Origin of the sequence: Streptomyces sp. DSM 110735 (genome assembly GCF_016482685.1) — a bacterium.
GTDB lineage: Bacteria > Actinomycetota > Actinomycetes > Streptomycetales > Streptomycetaceae > Streptomyces.
The window spans coordinates 68,231-81,747 of sequence record NZ_JACYHF010000026.1 but is presented as its reverse complement, the minus strand read 5'-3'; the positions used below and the strand labels follow the sequence as shown (position 1 = coordinate 81,747).

General features: G+C 71.9%; 13 protein-coding genes and 1 riboswitch. Of the genes, 9 read left to right on the top strand and 4 right to left on the bottom strand.

The window, feature by feature from the left end; all coding sequences use genetic code 11:
* Positions 1-577: 577 nt before the first annotated feature.
* Positions 578-665: riboswitch (ZMP/ZTP riboswitch) on the top strand.
* Between the two features lie 40 nt (positions 666-705).
* The 3 genes from IF655_RS27995 to IF655_RS27985 all read left to right on the top strand — a co-directional run bounded on the left by IF655_RS27995 (position 706) and on the right by IF655_RS27985 (position 4,090).
* Positions 706-2,163 carry a glycine hydroxymethyltransferase gene (locus IF655_RS27995; protein ID WP_199587921.1) on the top strand — a complete coding sequence of 486 codons (1,458 nt, stop codon included), beginning with the start codon at positions 706-708 and terminating at the stop codon, positions 2,161-2,163.
* A gap of 114 nt (positions 2,164-2,277) precedes the next feature.
* Positions 2,278-3,303: a tryptophan--tRNA ligase gene (gene trpS, locus IF655_RS27990; RefSeq protein ID WP_199587920.1), complete on the top strand. Its 1,026-nt coding sequence runs from the start codon at positions 2,278-2,280 to the stop codon at positions 3,301-3,303.
* Positions 3,304-3,508: 205 nt separating this feature from the next.
* Positions 3,509-4,090 carry a 2'-5' RNA ligase family protein gene (locus tag IF655_RS27985; RefSeq protein ID WP_199587919.1) on the top strand — a complete coding sequence of 194 codons (582 nt, stop codon included), beginning with the start codon at positions 3,509-3,511 and terminating at the stop codon, positions 4,088-4,090.
* A 7-nt stretch (positions 4,091-4,097) separates the two neighbouring features.
* Here IF655_RS27985 and IF655_RS27980 read toward each other — a convergent pair whose 3' ends face one another.
* Entirely contained in the window at positions 4,098-4,853 is a 756-nt protein-coding gene (locus tag IF655_RS27980; protein WP_199587918.1) for an SDR family NAD(P)-dependent oxidoreductase, read from the bottom strand.
* A 158-nt stretch (positions 4,854-5,011) separates the two neighbouring features.
* On the opposite strand from IF655_RS27980, the gene IF655_RS27975 reads away from it, so the two are divergent.
* Complete coding sequence (locus IF655_RS27975) at positions 5,012-5,944, top strand: YihY/virulence factor BrkB family protein (RefSeq protein ID WP_199587917.1); 933 nt, start codon at positions 5,012-5,014, stop codon at positions 5,942-5,944.
* Here IF655_RS27975 and IF655_RS27970 read toward each other — a convergent pair.
* Positions 5,892-7,199 carry a D-alanyl-D-alanine carboxypeptidase family protein gene (locus tag IF655_RS27970; protein WP_374100403.1) on the bottom strand — a complete coding sequence of 436 codons (1,308 nt, stop codon included), beginning with the start codon at positions 7,197-7,199 and terminating at the stop codon, positions 5,892-5,894. The genes IF655_RS27975 and IF655_RS27970 overlap by 53 nt on opposite strands.
* 91 nt (positions 7,200-7,290) lie before the next feature.
* Here IF655_RS27970 and IF655_RS27965 point away from each other — a divergent pair, with 91 nt between their 5' ends.
* The 3 genes from IF655_RS27965 (at position 7,291) to IF655_RS27955 (ending at position 9,676) form a co-directional block, all read left to right on the top strand.
* Positions 7,291-7,530, top strand: a complete 240-nt coding sequence (locus IF655_RS27965; RefSeq protein WP_199587915.1) for an SCO4848 family membrane protein — start codon at positions 7,291-7,293, stop codon at positions 7,528-7,530.
* Positions 7,531-7,658: 128 nt separating this feature from the next.
* Positions 7,659-8,969 carry a metallophosphoesterase gene (locus IF655_RS27960; RefSeq protein WP_199587914.1) on the top strand — a complete coding sequence of 437 codons (1,311 nt, stop codon included), beginning with the start codon at positions 7,659-7,661 and terminating at the stop codon, positions 8,967-8,969.
* A 20-nt stretch (positions 8,970-8,989) separates the two neighbouring features.
* Entirely contained in the window at positions 8,990-9,676 is a 687-nt protein-coding gene (locus IF655_RS27955; RefSeq protein WP_199587913.1) for a maleylpyruvate isomerase family mycothiol-dependent enzyme, read from the top strand.
* A 93-nt stretch (positions 9,677-9,769) separates the two neighbouring features.
* On the opposite strand, the gene IF655_RS27950 is transcribed toward IF655_RS27955, so the two are convergent.
* Positions 9,770-10,534, bottom strand: coding sequence for a S9 family peptidase (locus IF655_RS27950; RefSeq protein WP_199587912.1), 765 nt, complete (start codon positions 10,532-10,534; stop codon positions 9,770-9,772).
* 250 nt (positions 10,535-10,784) lie between these two features.
* Here IF655_RS27950 and IF655_RS27945 point away from each other — a divergent pair, with 250 nt between their 5' ends.
* Positions 10,785-11,240: an NUDIX domain-containing protein gene (locus tag IF655_RS27945; RefSeq protein ID WP_199587911.1), complete on the top strand. Its 456-nt coding sequence runs from the start codon at positions 10,785-10,787 to the stop codon at positions 11,238-11,240.
* Between the two features lie 24 nt (positions 11,241-11,264).
* Here IF655_RS27945 and IF655_RS27940 read toward each other — a convergent pair whose 3' ends face one another.
* Complete coding sequence (locus IF655_RS27940) at positions 11,265-12,047, bottom strand: VOC family protein (RefSeq protein WP_199587910.1); 783 nt, start codon at positions 12,045-12,047, stop codon at positions 11,265-11,267.
* Positions 12,048-12,293: 246 nt separating this feature from the next.
* Between IF655_RS27940 and IF655_RS27935 the strand changes: the two genes are divergently transcribed.
* Positions 12,294-13,502: a cytochrome P450 gene (locus IF655_RS27935; protein ID WP_242488967.1), complete on the top strand. Its 1,209-nt coding sequence runs from the start codon at positions 12,294-12,296 to the stop codon at positions 13,500-13,502.
* Positions 13,503-13,517: the final 15 nt, after the last annotated feature.

The window sequence follows — 13,517 nt, the reverse complement described above, 5'->3', positions numbered from 1 at the left end:
AGCCGCCGGTCCCTGGGGGAGTCCCCGGTCACTGGGCAGCCGCCGGTCCCTGGGGGAGTCCCCGGTCACTGGGCAGCTCCCGGTCCCTGGGGAGCCCTCGGTTGCTGGGCAGCTCCCGGTTCCTGGGCAGTCCCCGGTTGCTGGGCAGTCCCGGTCCCTGGGTAGCCCCGGATTGCCGGGCAGCCCCCGGGGTCGCCGCGTCCGCCCCCGCCCGCCTTCTGCCCGCGCCCCGTCTGCTCCCCGGGCGGGGCAGCTTCCCAGTCCTTGGGGAGTCCCCGGTTGCTGGGCAGCCCCCGGTCTGTCCCTGGGCAGTCCCCGGTCGCCAGGCAGCCCCCGGTCCTTGGGGAGCCCCCGATCGCCGGGCAGTCCCCGATCGCCGGGCAGTCCCCGGTCGCCGGGCAGTCCCCGGTCGCCGGGCAGCTCCCGGTCGGTCCCCGGGTAGACCCGGGTTGCCAGGTAGCCCCGGGGTCGCGCGTCCGCCCCCGCCCGCCCCCTACCCGCGCCCCGCCCGCCCCCCGCCCGCCCCCCGTCCGCTCCCCGGACCGTCCGCCGCCCGCAGGGCATCGCCGGTATGGTGGCCGTGGGCCGTGACTGGCGCGCTGGGATGGGACCGACCATCGGGAAGCGGCCCGAGCGAGACAGTGCCGTGCGCCTGGGCCGAACCGAACACGCCGACACACTGACGCGCCCTGTCCGGAGGTCCCCATGCCCGAGAACGCCACCCCGTCCGGCTCCGCCGAGTCCACCGCCTTCCGCGCCGCCCTCGACGTCATCCGCGCCGTGGAGCCCCGCGTCGCGGACGCCATCGGCCAGGAGGTCCACGACCAGCGCGACATGCTCAAGCTGATCGCCTCCGAGAACTACGCCTCCCCGGCCACCCTCCTCGCGATGGGCAACTGGTTCAGCGACAAGTACGCCGAGGGCACCGTCGGCCGCCGCTTCTACGCGGGCTGCCGCAACGTCGACACCGTCGAGTCCCTCGCCGCCGAGCACGCCCGCGAACTCTTCGGCGCCCGGCACGCCTACGTCCAGCCGCACTCCGGCATCGACGCCAACCTCGTCGCCTTCTGGGCGGTCCTCGCCGACCGCGTCGAGGTCCCCTTCCTGGAGAAGGCGGGCGTACGCCAGGTGAACGACCTCAGCGAGGCCGACTGGGCAGAGCTGCGCCAGGCGTTCGGCAACCAGCGGATGCTCGGCATGTCCCTGGACGCGGGCGGTCACCTCACCCACGGCTTCCGCCCGAACATCTCCGGCAAGATGTTCGACCAGCGCTCCTACGGCACCGACCCGGCCACCGGTCTCATCGACTACGACGCGCTGCGCGCCCAGGCGCGCGAGTTCCGCCCGCTGATCCTCGTCGCGGGCTACTCGGCGTACCCCCGGCTGGTGAACTTCCGGATCATGCGCGAGATCGCGGACGAGGTCGGCGCCACGCTCATGGTCGACATGGCGCACTTCGCGGGTCTGGTCGCGGGCAAGGTCCTCACCGGCGACTACGACCCGGTCCCGCACGCCCAGATCGTCACGACCACCACCCACAAGTCCCTGCGCGGACCGCGCGGCGGCATGGTCCTGTGCGACGACTCCCTCAAGGACCAGGTCGACCGGGGCTGCCCGATGGTCCTCGGCGGTCCGCTCCCGCACGTGATGGCCGCCAAGGCGGTCGCCCTGGCGGAGGCGCGTCAGCCGTCCTTCCAGGACTACGCCCAGCGGATCGTGGACAACTCCCGCGCGCTCGCCGAGGGCCTGATGCGGCGCGGCGCCACCCTGGTCACCGGCGGCACCGACAACCACCTCAACCTGATCGACGTCGCCGCCTCCTACGGGCTCACCGGACGCCAGGCGGAGGCGGCGCTCCTCGAGTCCGGCATCGTCACCAACCGCAACGCCATCCCCGCCGACCCCAACGGCGCCTGGTACACCTCCGGCATCCGCGTCGGCACCCCCGCGCTCACCACCCGTGGTCTCGGCACGGCGGAGATGGACGAGGTGGCGGGCCTGATCGACCGCGTCCTCACGACCACCCAGCCCGGCACCACGAAGTCCGGCGCCCCCTCCAAGGCCCAGCACATCCTGGACCCGAAGACCGCGGACGAGATCGCGAAGCGAGCGACGGATTTGGTGGCGGAGTTCCCCCTCTACCCCGAAATCGACCTGGGCTAGATCTCCCTAGGGGCGCGGGGAACTGCGCGACCAGCCACAACGGCGCCGCAGTCCCCCGCGCACCGGAACCATCCCCCACCACCCGGGCCATCCACACCCTCAGCCTCTGAGAGAATGGGCACCATGGCCCCCGCTGAAAAGCTTCGCGTGCTCTCTGGAATCCAGCCCACCGCCGGCTCGTTCCACCTCGGCAACTACCTCGGCGCCGTGCGCCAGTGGGTGGCCCTCCAGGAGACCCACGACGCCTTCTACATGGTCGTCGACCTGCACGCGATCACGGTCCCGCAGGACCCGAAGGAGCTGCGGGACAACACCCGCCTCGCCGCCGCCCAGCTCCTCGCCGCCGGTCTGGACCCCGACCGCTGCACCCTGTTCGTGCAGAGCCACGTCCCCGAGCACGCCCAGCTCGCCTGGGTCATGAACTGCCTCACCGGCTTCGGCGAGGCGTCCCGCATGACCCAGTTCAAGGACAAGGCCGCCAAGCAGGGCGCCGACCGCGCGAGCGTCGGTCTCTTCACGTACCCGATCCTCCAGGTCGCGGACATCCTGCTCTACCAGGCCAACGAGGTCCCGGTCGGTGAGGACCAGCGCCAGCACATCGAGCTGACCCGCGACCTCGCCGAGCGCTTCAACGGCCGCTTCGGCCAGACCTTCGAGATCCCGAAGCCGTACATCCTCAAGGAGACGGCGAAGATCTACGACCTCCAGGACCCGGGCGTCAAGATGAGCAAGTCGGCGTCCACGCCGAAGGGGCTCATCAACCTGCTCGACGAGCCGAAGGCGACGGCGAAGAAGGTCAAGAGCGCCGTCACCGACACCGACACGGTGATCCGCTTCGACCCCGAGAACAAGCCCGGCGTGTCGAACCTCCTCACCATCCACTCCACCCTCACCGGCACGTCGATCGCCGACCTGGAGAAGGCGTACGAGGGCAAGATGTACGGCGCCCTCAAGACCGACCTCGCCGAGATCATGGTCGAGTTCGTGACGCCGTTCCGCGAGCGCACCCAGCAGTACCTGGACGACACCGAGACGCTGGACGCCGTCCTCGCCAAGGGCGCGGAGAAGGCGCGCGCCATCGCCGCCGAGACGCTGGCACAGGCGTACGACCGGGTGGGCTTCCTGCCCGCCAAGCACTGAGCGCGCGCGGCACATACGCGCACTGAGCGGGGTCCCGGACGCACCAGTCGCCCGGGGCGTACGACCGCACGCGTGTCCCAGGGGGAGAAGCGCCGTACATCACGTCCGTTGCGCCTGCCCGGGGGACGGCCGTGGCCGTACAGTCGATAGCCGGTGGCCGGGGCACAGGTGGCCGGCCGGACAACACGTGACGACGGGAGACGACGTGGGGACCGTAACGATCGGCGTGTCGATCGCGGTCCCGGAGCCTCACGGCAGCCTGCTCCAGGAGCGGCGCGCGGGCTTCGGTGACCCCGCCGCCCATGGCATCCCCACCCATGTCACCCTGCTGCCGCCGACCGAGGTCGACGCGGCGGACCTGACGGCCGTGGACGCCCATCTCGCCGCCGTCGCCGCCGCCGGACGCCCGTTCCCGATGCGCCTGTCCGGCACCGGCACCTTCCGCCCGCTGTCGCCCGTCGTCTACGTGCGTGTGGCGCGCGGCGCCGAGGAGTGCGCGGAACTCCAGCAGCGGGTCCGGGACACCGCCGGACCGGTCCCGCGTGAGCTGCAGTTCCCGTACCACCCGCACGTGACCGTGGCGCACGGCATCGAAGACGCCGCCATGGACCGCGCGTTCGAGGAACTGGCCGGGTTCGAGGCGGAGTGGTCCTGCGCCGGGTTCGCGCTCTACGAGCAGGGACCCGACGGGGTGTGGGGCAGGCTGCGCGACTACCAGTTCGGCGCCCCTGTCGTACCGCCGCAGGCGGGTCACCCGGCGGGGCGCGGCACGATCGCGAGCCGCTGACCGGTTCTCAGAGCGGCAGCCGACGGAACAGCGCCCGCGGCGTGTGCCGCAGCGCCGCCATCACCGGGCGCAGCGTCCCCGGCACCCACACCGTCTCCGAGCCCCGCCGCAGCCCGAGTTCGACGGCCGCCGCGACCGCCTCGGGGGTGGTGGAGAACGGCACCGGACCGAGCCCCGCCGTCTTCGCGGTCCGCACGAACCCGGGCCGTACGACCATCACATGGACACCCGTGCCGTACAGCGCGTCCCCCAGACCCTGCGCGAAGGTGTCCAGACCAGCCTTGCTGGAGCCGTAGATGAAGTCGGTGCGCCGCGCCCGTTCCCCCGCCGTGGCGGAGAGGACGACCAGCGCGCCGTGCCCCTGGTCCTGGAGCGCGCGGGCGGCGACAAGACCTGAGGAGACGGCGCCGGTGTAGTTGGTCTGGGCGAGACGGACGGCACGCATCGGATCGCACTCGTCGCGCGCCTGGTCGCCCGGCAGCCCGAACGCCAGCAGCACCAGATCCACCTCCCCCTCCGCGAACACCTTCCCCAGCACCGTCTCGTGGGACTCGGGCTCCAGCGCGTCGAAGGCGACCGTACGCACCTCGGCACCGAGCCCGCGCAGGTTCGCCGCCGCCCGGTCGAGCGCGGCGGAGGGACGCCCCGCCAGCCAGACGGTGCGGGTACGGCGGGCGACCAGGCGGCGCGCAGTCGCCAGCGCGATCTCCGAGGCGCCGCCGAGAACGAGCAGGGACCGGGGAGGTCCGGAGACAGCAGACATGCCCGTGACCGTATCGCCCGCATATGGGTGATACGCCGCAAGGCACCGCCGGGCTCCCCGCAATGGGTGATTAATGAGACGCGGTACAAGTGCGGTGCCGGACCGGCGGATCGGGGTACCGGCACATGGAGTTCCCGCGACGAGGGCAGAGACGGATCATGGACTGGCTGAAAAAGCTCCCCGGTATCGGGCCGGTCGTCACCTGGATGATGACCACGCACGCATGGCGGTCGTACGCGCGCCTGGACCGGGTCAACTGGACCTGGCTGGCTGCCGCGATGACGTTCGTCAGCTTCGTCGCGCTGTTTCCGCTGCTGACCGTGGCCGCCGCGATCACCGCCGCGACGCTCAGTCCGTCGCGGCAGAAGACGGTGGAGAAGCAGATCGCCGCCCAGTTCCCGGGTCTGGCCGACCAACTGGACCTCGGCGGACTGGTGCACAACGCCGGGACGGTCGGTCTCATCGCCGGTGCCGCGCTGCTGTTCACCGGTATCGGCTGGGTCGGACAGATCCGGGACTGTCTGCGCGCGGTCTGGGAGCTGCCCGACCGGGGCATCAACCCGATCGTCGCCAAGATCAAGGACGCCGGCATCCTGATCGGGCTCGGCGGCGCCCTGCTGGTCACCCTCGCCGCCTCCACCCTCGCCTCGGCGGCCATCGGCTGGGTGGCGCACCAGATCGGTCTGGACGAGCACGGCTGGGGCACCGCGCTGCTGCGCGCCGCCGCCTTCGCCGTCGCCGTGCTCGCCGACTTCCTCGTCCTGCTCTACGCCCTCACCCTGCTGCCCGGCGTCGAACCCCCGCGCCGCCGCCTGATCGTCGCCGCCCTGCTCGGCGCGGTCGGCTTCGAACTGCTCAAGCTGCTGCTCAGCGGCTACATCCAGGGCGTCGCCGCCAAGAGCGTCTACGGCGCCTTCGGCGTCCCCGTCGCCCTGCTGCTGTGGATCAACTTCACCTGCAAGCTGCTGCTCTACAGCGCCGCCTGGACGGCGACGACCAGCGAGGAGGGCAAGGAGGAGGAAAAGCCCTCGGGCGAGGTCACGGACGGCTCCGGCGGCGCAGCAGGTCGGGCAGCGGCCAGCGGCGGTTGACCAGGAACGCCGCGCCCGCGAGCAGCACGAGCAGTCCGCCCGCGACGGCGAGCGCGGTCCCGGCGCCCCGGTGACCGCCCTCGACGGCGGCACCGGCGACGGGTTCGGCTCCGGCGGCGCCGGGAGCGGTGCTCGGGGCGGCGGGGGACGGCGCGCCCGCCGATGCCTCGGGGGACGCGGTGACGGCGTTCTTCGGCGGGACCAGCGTCCCCACCGGCTGGACCTTCCCGGCCGCCTGGAAACCCCAGTCGAACAGCTTGGCCGTCTCCTTGTAGACCTCGTTGTGCTCGTGCTTCTCCGGGTTCATCACGGTGACGAGCAGCACCTTGCCGCCGCGCTCGGCGACGCCGGTGAAGGTGGCGCCCGCGTGGGTGGTGTTGCCGTTCTTCACCCCGGCGATGCCCTGGTAGACGGGCACGTCGGTGTCGCCGCTGAGCAGCCGGTTGGTGTTCTGGATCTCGTCGTACTCGGTGACCGCCTTGCCCTTGCCCTTCTGCGCGGTGCCGGTCGGGAACTTGGCCCGCACGGTCGAGCAGTACTCCCGGAAGTCCTTCTTCTGCAGCCCGGAGCGGGCGAACAGCGAGAGGTCGTACGCCGAGGAGACCTGACCGTCGGCGTCGTAGCCGTCGGGGCTGACCACGTGGGTGTCGAGTGCCTGGAGCTGGTCGGCGTGCGCCTGCATGTCCTTGACGGTCGCGGGGACGCCGCCGTTCATGGCGGACAGCACGTGGACGGCGTCGTTGCCGGAGCGCAGGAAGACGCCGAGCCAGAGGTCGTGCACGGAGTAGGTCCGGTTCGCCTTTATCCCGACCACGCTGGAGCCCGCGCCGACGTCCGCCAGATCGGCGGGCGCCACCTTGTACGTCTCCGACCTGGGGAAACGGGGCAGGATCGTGTCCGCGAACAGCATCTTCAGGGTGCTCGCCGGGGGCAGCCGCCAGTGCGCGTTGTGCGCGGCGAGCACCTCGCCCGACTCCGCGTCGCTGACGATCCAGGAGCGGGCGGTGAGGTCCTTGGGCAGCACGGGGACGCCGCTCGCGAGGTCGACCTGCGTGCCGGGCTGCCCGAGGCGTTCGCCGCCGACCTTGGACATCCCGGCCGGGGGAGTGGCGGTGGGGGTGGCCGTCGGGCTCCCGGAGGGTTTGGGGGCGGCGAGGGCTGCCGGTGCCGTGAGCGTCGTCGTCACGGAAACGGCCAGCAAAGTGGCGGAAGTGATCAACAAGGATCGCTTGCCGATCTTCTGAGGTGCGAACACGGTCGAGAACGTACCTGCCACGCCGTGTGAAGTCCCGCTCCCCACCCCACCCCGGGCCAGGAACCGGCCAGGGGGCGGCGATACTGGAGGCATGAAGCTCAGCCGCCCGGTGTCCTGGTTCCTGCTCGCCTTCGGGGTGTGGTCGTGGATCATCTGGGTCACTTTCGTCAAGAATCTCGTGGCAGACGGCAGCGGTCTCGCCTTCGACAACGGCCACCCCACGGCGTACTTCTGGGTGCACCTGCTGCTGGCGATCGTCTCCTTCATCCTTGGGACCGTCGTCGGAGTGATCGGGTTGCGCGGACTGCGCGCACTGCGGCGGACGTCATAGCGGACGTCATGGCGGACGCCTGAGGGGACGGCGCCCTAGGGCGCCGTACGGACCGCCGCTCTCCCGGCGCCCCGGTGGATCCGGCCGACTGGTAGAACATCCACAAGTCAAGGACGGGAGCGGTCTCGGTGGTCATCGTCTTCGTACTGGTCGCCCTGGCCGTCCTGGCAGCGGTGGTGGCCCTGCACCACTACGTCTGGCGCCGCCTGGTCCGCGACACGACCCGCGCCCCCGGTCCGGCACGCCGCGCGGGTACGGCGCTCTTCACGGCGGGTCCGCTGCTGATGGTCGCCGCGCTGGTGGCGGAACGCTCCGGGGCGCCCTTCTGGCTCCAGCGGGCGCTGGCGTGGCCGGGGTTCCTGTGGATGGCGCTGGCGCTGTATCTGCTGCTGACGACGGTGGCGGCGGAGCCGGTGCGGTGGTGGGCGGTTCGACGGCGTGGGCGCGGTTCGGTCGAGAGCGCGGCGGCGGTGCCGGTGCCGGTGCCGGAGACCGGAAAGTCGTCAGCTTCGGATTCGGCTGCGGATTCGGCTGCGGAGCAGCCGCCCGCCGCGCCGTCCCCGGCGACGGACACCGTGGTGACCGCGCCCCCGGTCACCCCTCAGCCCCAGGACTTCTCCCGCCGCCTCTTCGTCTCCCGGGTGGCCGGCGGCGTCGTCGCCGGGGTGGCGGTCGGGACGGTCGGCTGGGGGACGTACGGCGTGCTCCGGGGTCCGCGCGTCAAACGCGTCACCGTGCCGCTGGCGAAGCTGCCGAGGGCGGCGCACGGCTACCGGATCGCGGTCGTCAGCGACATCCACCTCGGCCCGGTCCTCGGCCGCGACTTCGCCCAGCGGGTCGTGGACACGGTCAACTCCACCCAGCCGGACCTGATCGCCGTGGTGGGCGACCTGGTCGACGGCAGCGTGAAGAACCTGGGTCCGGCTGCGGCTCCGCTGGCGGGTCTGAAGGCGCGCCACGGCGCCTATTTCGTCACGGGAAATCACGAGTACTTCTCCGGCGCCGCCCAGTGGGTCGCGGAGGTCCGCACCCTCGGTCTGCACCCGCTGGAGAACGCCCGCACCGAGATGCCGTACTTCGACCTCGCGGGCGTCAACGACCTCCAGGGCGAGAGCGAGGGCCAGGGACCGGACTTCGCCAAGGCACTCGACGGTCGCGACCCCGCCCGCGCCTGCGTCCTCCTCGCCCACCAGCCCGTCCAGATCCACGAAGCCGTACGCCACGCCGTCGACCTCCAGCTCTCCGGCCACACCCACGGCGGCCAGCTCTGGCCCGGCAACCTGATCGCTGCCGCCGCGAACCCCACCGTCGCGGGGCTCGAGCGCTACGGCGACACCCAGCTCTACGTCAGCCGGGGCGCGGGCGCCTGGGGACCGCCGACCCGCGTGGACGCGCCCTCGGACGTGACCGTGATCGAGCTGGCGGCGACGAGCGCGTAGGCGGGCGGTACCTTGGCGCCGTGGACTACCTGACGGAACTTCGACGTGAACTGGACGCGTTCGGCGCCGCGTTGGACGGCGACCTGTCCGCCCCGGTCGAGCACTGCGGCGACTGGACGCTGGCGGACCTCGCCGTCCACATGGGTGCGGGGAACCTGTGGGTGGTCACGGCGGTGCGGGAGCGGCACGGGCGCGGCTACGACGAGAGCGCCGCGCCCCGCGACCGGGCGGACCTCACGTCCTGGTACGCCGAGTCGGCGGACGCACTCGTCCAGGCACTCTCGGTCGATCCCGGCACCGAGGCGTGGACCTTCGCCCTGCCCCGCACGGTCGGCTTCTGGCTCCGGCGCCGCACCCAGGAGACGCTGATGCACCGCTGGGACGCCGAGCACGCCCTCGGCTCCGCCAAGCCGATGGACCCCGCCCTCGCCGCCGACGGCGTCGCGGAGGTCTTCGACACGATGGCGCCCCGCATGATCTCCAAGGGCGCCGCGACCGCTCCCACCCAGGCGGTGCGCCTCACCGCCACCGACTCCGGCGCCTCCTGGACCCACGGTCCCGGCGAGCCCCTGGCGGAGGTCTCCGGCACGGCCGAGGACCTGCTGCTGATGCTGTGGAGCCGCACACCCCGGGACACCGACGTGCTGACCTGGACCGGGGACCGCGCGGCGGGGCTGGGCGTGCTGGCGGGACCGCTGGTTCCCTGACCGGGGCGCTCCCTGATGCCGGGCGGAGGCAGCGGCGCCCGGCGGACGGACGGATCGACCGACCGCCCGGACGCCGCTGCCCTTCACCGTCCGTCAGACCGCCGAGGTGACCCTCCGCCCCAGGTGCCGGGCGAGGAAGCGGGCCGCGCTGGCGGACTCGACCCCCGGGAAGTCGAAGTCGTCGCCCGCGTTGGCGTGCAGCGACTTCTCGGTCGAGGCGAAGGCGTCGAACAGCGCGAGGCTCGCCTCACGCGGGATGCGCTGGTCGTCCCAGTGCACGTCGAACTCGACCGGCACGGTGATCCGCCGCGCCGCGTCGAACAGCGCGTCGGGCCACGCCATCCCGAAGACCGCCGCCGTGATCCGGGGCTCAGCCGCGACCAACGGCACCCCGATCGCCATGCCGAGCCCGATACCGACGTACCCCACCGGTCCCTCGGCACCGATCTCCGGGAGCCCCTGCAGCGCGTCGAGAACCGCCCGGTACTCGGGCACGGCGGCTTCCGCCAGCCGCGCGTTGTACGGCACGACGACGGGCGCCTCCGGCTCGCCCGCCGCCTGCGCCCCGCGCAGCGCGGCGACGTCCCGCTCGTCCTGGGCGTCACGCGCCCGGTCGCCATGACCGGGCGCGTCGACGACGGCGACATGGAAGCCGCAGTCACGCACGAGGAGGTGAGCCCGGCCGATCATCGCCCGGTGCTTCTTGTGAGCGCCGCCGCCGTGCCCCATCAGGACCAGCGGTGCGCGATCGGCGCCGGAGACCGGCGACCAGAGAACGCCGGGGATCTCACCCAGGCGGAAGTCGCGCTCGGCGACGCCGTCCGAGAACGACTCGGCGGTGAAGTGCGGAGCATGCATGAGGTGTTGCCTTTCGGGAGTGCCTTGTTGTCGAGGCGCTCCCGGCGACACCTACATCGATCGCCGGCCGTGACGGGAAAGGGGGAGCACCCACATCGCTACTGCGTTCATGGGTCTCACCTCCTGAGCCGGTGTCACGGTCGATTCGCAAGCTACAAGCCCGGGCGTCGTCCCGTCCAACCCTTTTTGACCGCGGCACGACTGCGATCATGAGGGACGATGTCGGCACGCGAAGCGAGAGGGCCTGGCCATGAAGCGAGTTGTCGCGCGGCTGTGGCGGAGCATCCGGGGTCCGGTGCAATGGCGGATCCTGTGGTTCGCGAACGCCAAGTTCATGGTGGGCGTCACCGGGGTCGTACGGGACGACGCGGGGCGCGTGCTGCTGCTCCGGCACCGGATGTGGCCGCCGGACCGGGCGTGGGGACTGCCCACGGGGTTCGCCGTCAAGGGCGAGGAGTTCGCGCACACCGTCGTACGGGAGGTCAAGGAGGAGACCGGGCTCGACGTCGAGCCCGGCCGCCTGGTGAGACTGCTCAGCGGCTACCGGCTCCGCCTGGAGGTGGCGTACGAGGCGCGGTACGTCGGCGGCACCCTGAAGATCGACGAGTTCGAGATCCTGGAGGCGCGGTGGTGCAGCCCGGACGCGTTGCCGGAGGGGTTGCAGGAGTCGCACCGGCAGCTCATCGCGGGCGACGCGTCCGTTTGAACGGGTGCTGCCGGAAGAACCGCCCTAGCCGCGCGGTCGCGGCTTGATCAGGGCGAACGGGGCGCCCTGGGGGTCCGCGACGACCGTCATGCGGCCGGCCACCATGTCGAACGGCGGGGCGAGGACGGTGCCGCCGCGCTTGACCAGCGCGTCCACCGTGGAGTCGACGTCGTCGACCGCGAAGTAGGTGAGCCAGTGGGGCGGGGTGTTCGGCGGGTCGTTGGCGAGGAGGGTGGCGCCGCCGACCGTGCGGTCCCCGACGTGCAGCTCCCAGTACGAGTCGACGCCGTCCGCCGGGACGATGTCGATGCCGAACGCGTCGCCGTAGAAGGCGGCGGCTGCCTCCACGTCCGTCGTGTGCAGCTCGTTCCAGGTGAGGGCGCCGGGCTCGTTGACCACGCCCGCGCCGAAGAAATCGCCCGGCTGCCAGACGCCGAACACCGCGCCCTGCGGGTCGGCGGCGACCAGCATCCGCCCCAGCGTGCCGACGTCCATCACGGGGACGAGCAGGGTGCCGCCCGCGGCGACGATCTGGTCCTGGGTGGCCTCGGCGTCGGTGCTGGCGAGGTAGCTGGTCCAGACGGTGGGCGGCTCCGGCATCCCCTCCGGCGCCATCGCCGGACCGATGCCCGCCACGGGCTTGCCCAGCAGCTCGCAGACCGCGTAACCGCCGAACTCGGCCGGTCCCGCCGTGCCCTGCCAGCCGAGCAGGTCACGGTAGAAGTCCAGCGCGGCCTGCTGGTCCTGCGCCATCAGGTCGACCCAGCACGGGGTGCCGGTCGCGTACGGGGTGGTGACGTCGGCCATCGCTCACTCGCTCTCTGCAGAGGGTTCCCCCAGTCACCCTGACGCCGCGCCCCACGGCCCGCGACCCGACACGCGGCGTGGCGGCTTCGGAGTTCCCCGGCACCCGGCCACACTCTGATCGCGCCTACTCTGCGTAATCAACGGACTCCCTGTGACCGTGCGTATCGCCTATGACGTATCGCCTGGGACCCCGTCCGCAAGGGACGCCACCCTTCCCCCCACCCGTTCCGAACTCGGAGGAGCCCCCTGGTGCCCAGCGACAAAAGGGCAATCGAGTGCCCGTTCGATTTCAATGAGGCGCTTGAGTTCGATCCCGCGCTTGCCGACCTGATGCGACGGGATGCCCCTGCCCGCATCAGACTTCCCTACGGCGACGCCGACGCCTGGATCGTCACCGGCTTCGATGCCGTCAAAAGGGTGACCACGGACCCCCGGCTGAGCCGGGCGGGCATCATCGCCCACGACTACCCCCGGCTGACGCCGGAGCCCATCGTCTCGCCCGAGTCGATCAACGTCATGGACCCGCCGCACAGCAGCCGTGTCCGCCAACTGGTCTCGCAGGCGTTCACCCAGCAGCGGGCCGATGAGATGCGGCCCCGGATCGTCCGGCTCGCGGACAGCCTGCTGGACGAGATGGAGGAGCACGGTCCACCGGCCGACGTGGTGGAGATGCTGGCCGACACGCTTCCCCAGCACACCGTCATGGACCTGCTCGGCGTCCCGCGCGAGGACTGGGCGCGCATGCAGGATTCCGTGCGCCGGCTGCTGGTCGTCGGCGCCGGCACCAAGGAAGCCGCCGCGGCGGCCAAGACCGACCTCACGTCGTACTTCGGTGAACTCGTCCAACAGCGCCGGAAGTCACCGGGCGAGGACCTCATCAGCCTGATGGCCGAAGCCCGTGACGGCGAGGACTGCCTCAGCGACCGGGAACTGGCGGTCACCGCCCTGACCCTGGCGCTCAGCGGGCAGGACACGGCTACCTGCCAGATCAGCAACATCGTCTACCTGCTCCTCACCCGCCCCGAACTGACGGACCACCTCAGGCGCAGGCCCGAGGACCTGACCGACGTGCTGAACGAGATGCTCCGCCACATCCCGTTCCGCAACGGCGTCGGAATCCCCCGGCTGGCTGTCGAGGACCTGGAACTGGGCGGCGCGCGGATCCGGGCGGGAGACTTCGTCCACGTGTCGTACCTCGCGGCCAACCGCGATCCCGAGCGCTATCCGGACCCGGACGTCATCGACATCCACCGCCCCAGTCGTCCGCACATGACGTTCGGTTGGGGCGGACACCGCTGCATCGCCGTGCCCCTGGCCATGGCAGAACTCGAAGTGGCCATCGGGCGGCTCCTGGAGCGCTTCCCCGGACTGCGGTCGGCGGTGCCGCCGGAGGAAGTGCGCTGGGACACCGAGACGATCCGGCGGTTTCCCCTGGAGCTGCCCGTGGTCTGGTGAACCGGCGCTCGCTGC

Coding starts and splice junctions, on each gene's coding strand:
- IF655_RS27950 (WP_199587912.1), bottom strand. CDS start 10,534: ATGCATGCTCCGCACTTCACCGCCGAGTCGTTCTCGGACGGCGTCGCC.
- IF655_RS27980 (WP_199587918.1), bottom strand. CDS start 4,853: ATGTCTGCTGTCTCCGGACCTCCCCGGTCCCTGCTCGTTCTCGGCGGC.
- IF655_RS27940 (WP_199587910.1), bottom strand. CDS start 12,047: ATGGCCGACGTCACCACCCCGTACGCGACCGGCACCCCGTGCTGGGTC.
- IF655_RS27975 (WP_199587917.1), top strand. CDS start 5,012: ATGGACTGGCTGAAAAAGCTCCCCGGTATCGGGCCGGTCGTCACCTGG.
- IF655_RS27945 (WP_199587911.1), top strand. CDS start 10,785: ATGAAGCGAGTTGTCGCGCGGCTGTGGCGGAGCATCCGGGGTCCGGTG.
- IF655_RS27965 (WP_199587915.1), top strand. CDS start 7,291: ATGAAGCTCAGCCGCCCGGTGTCCTGGTTCCTGCTCGCCTTCGGGGTG.
- trpS (WP_199587920.1), top strand. CDS start 2,278: ATGGGCACCATGGCCCCCGCTGAAAAGCTTCGCGTGCTCTCTGGAATC.
- IF655_RS27995 (WP_199587921.1), top strand. CDS start 706: ATGCCCGAGAACGCCACCCCGTCCGGCTCCGCCGAGTCCACCGCCTTC.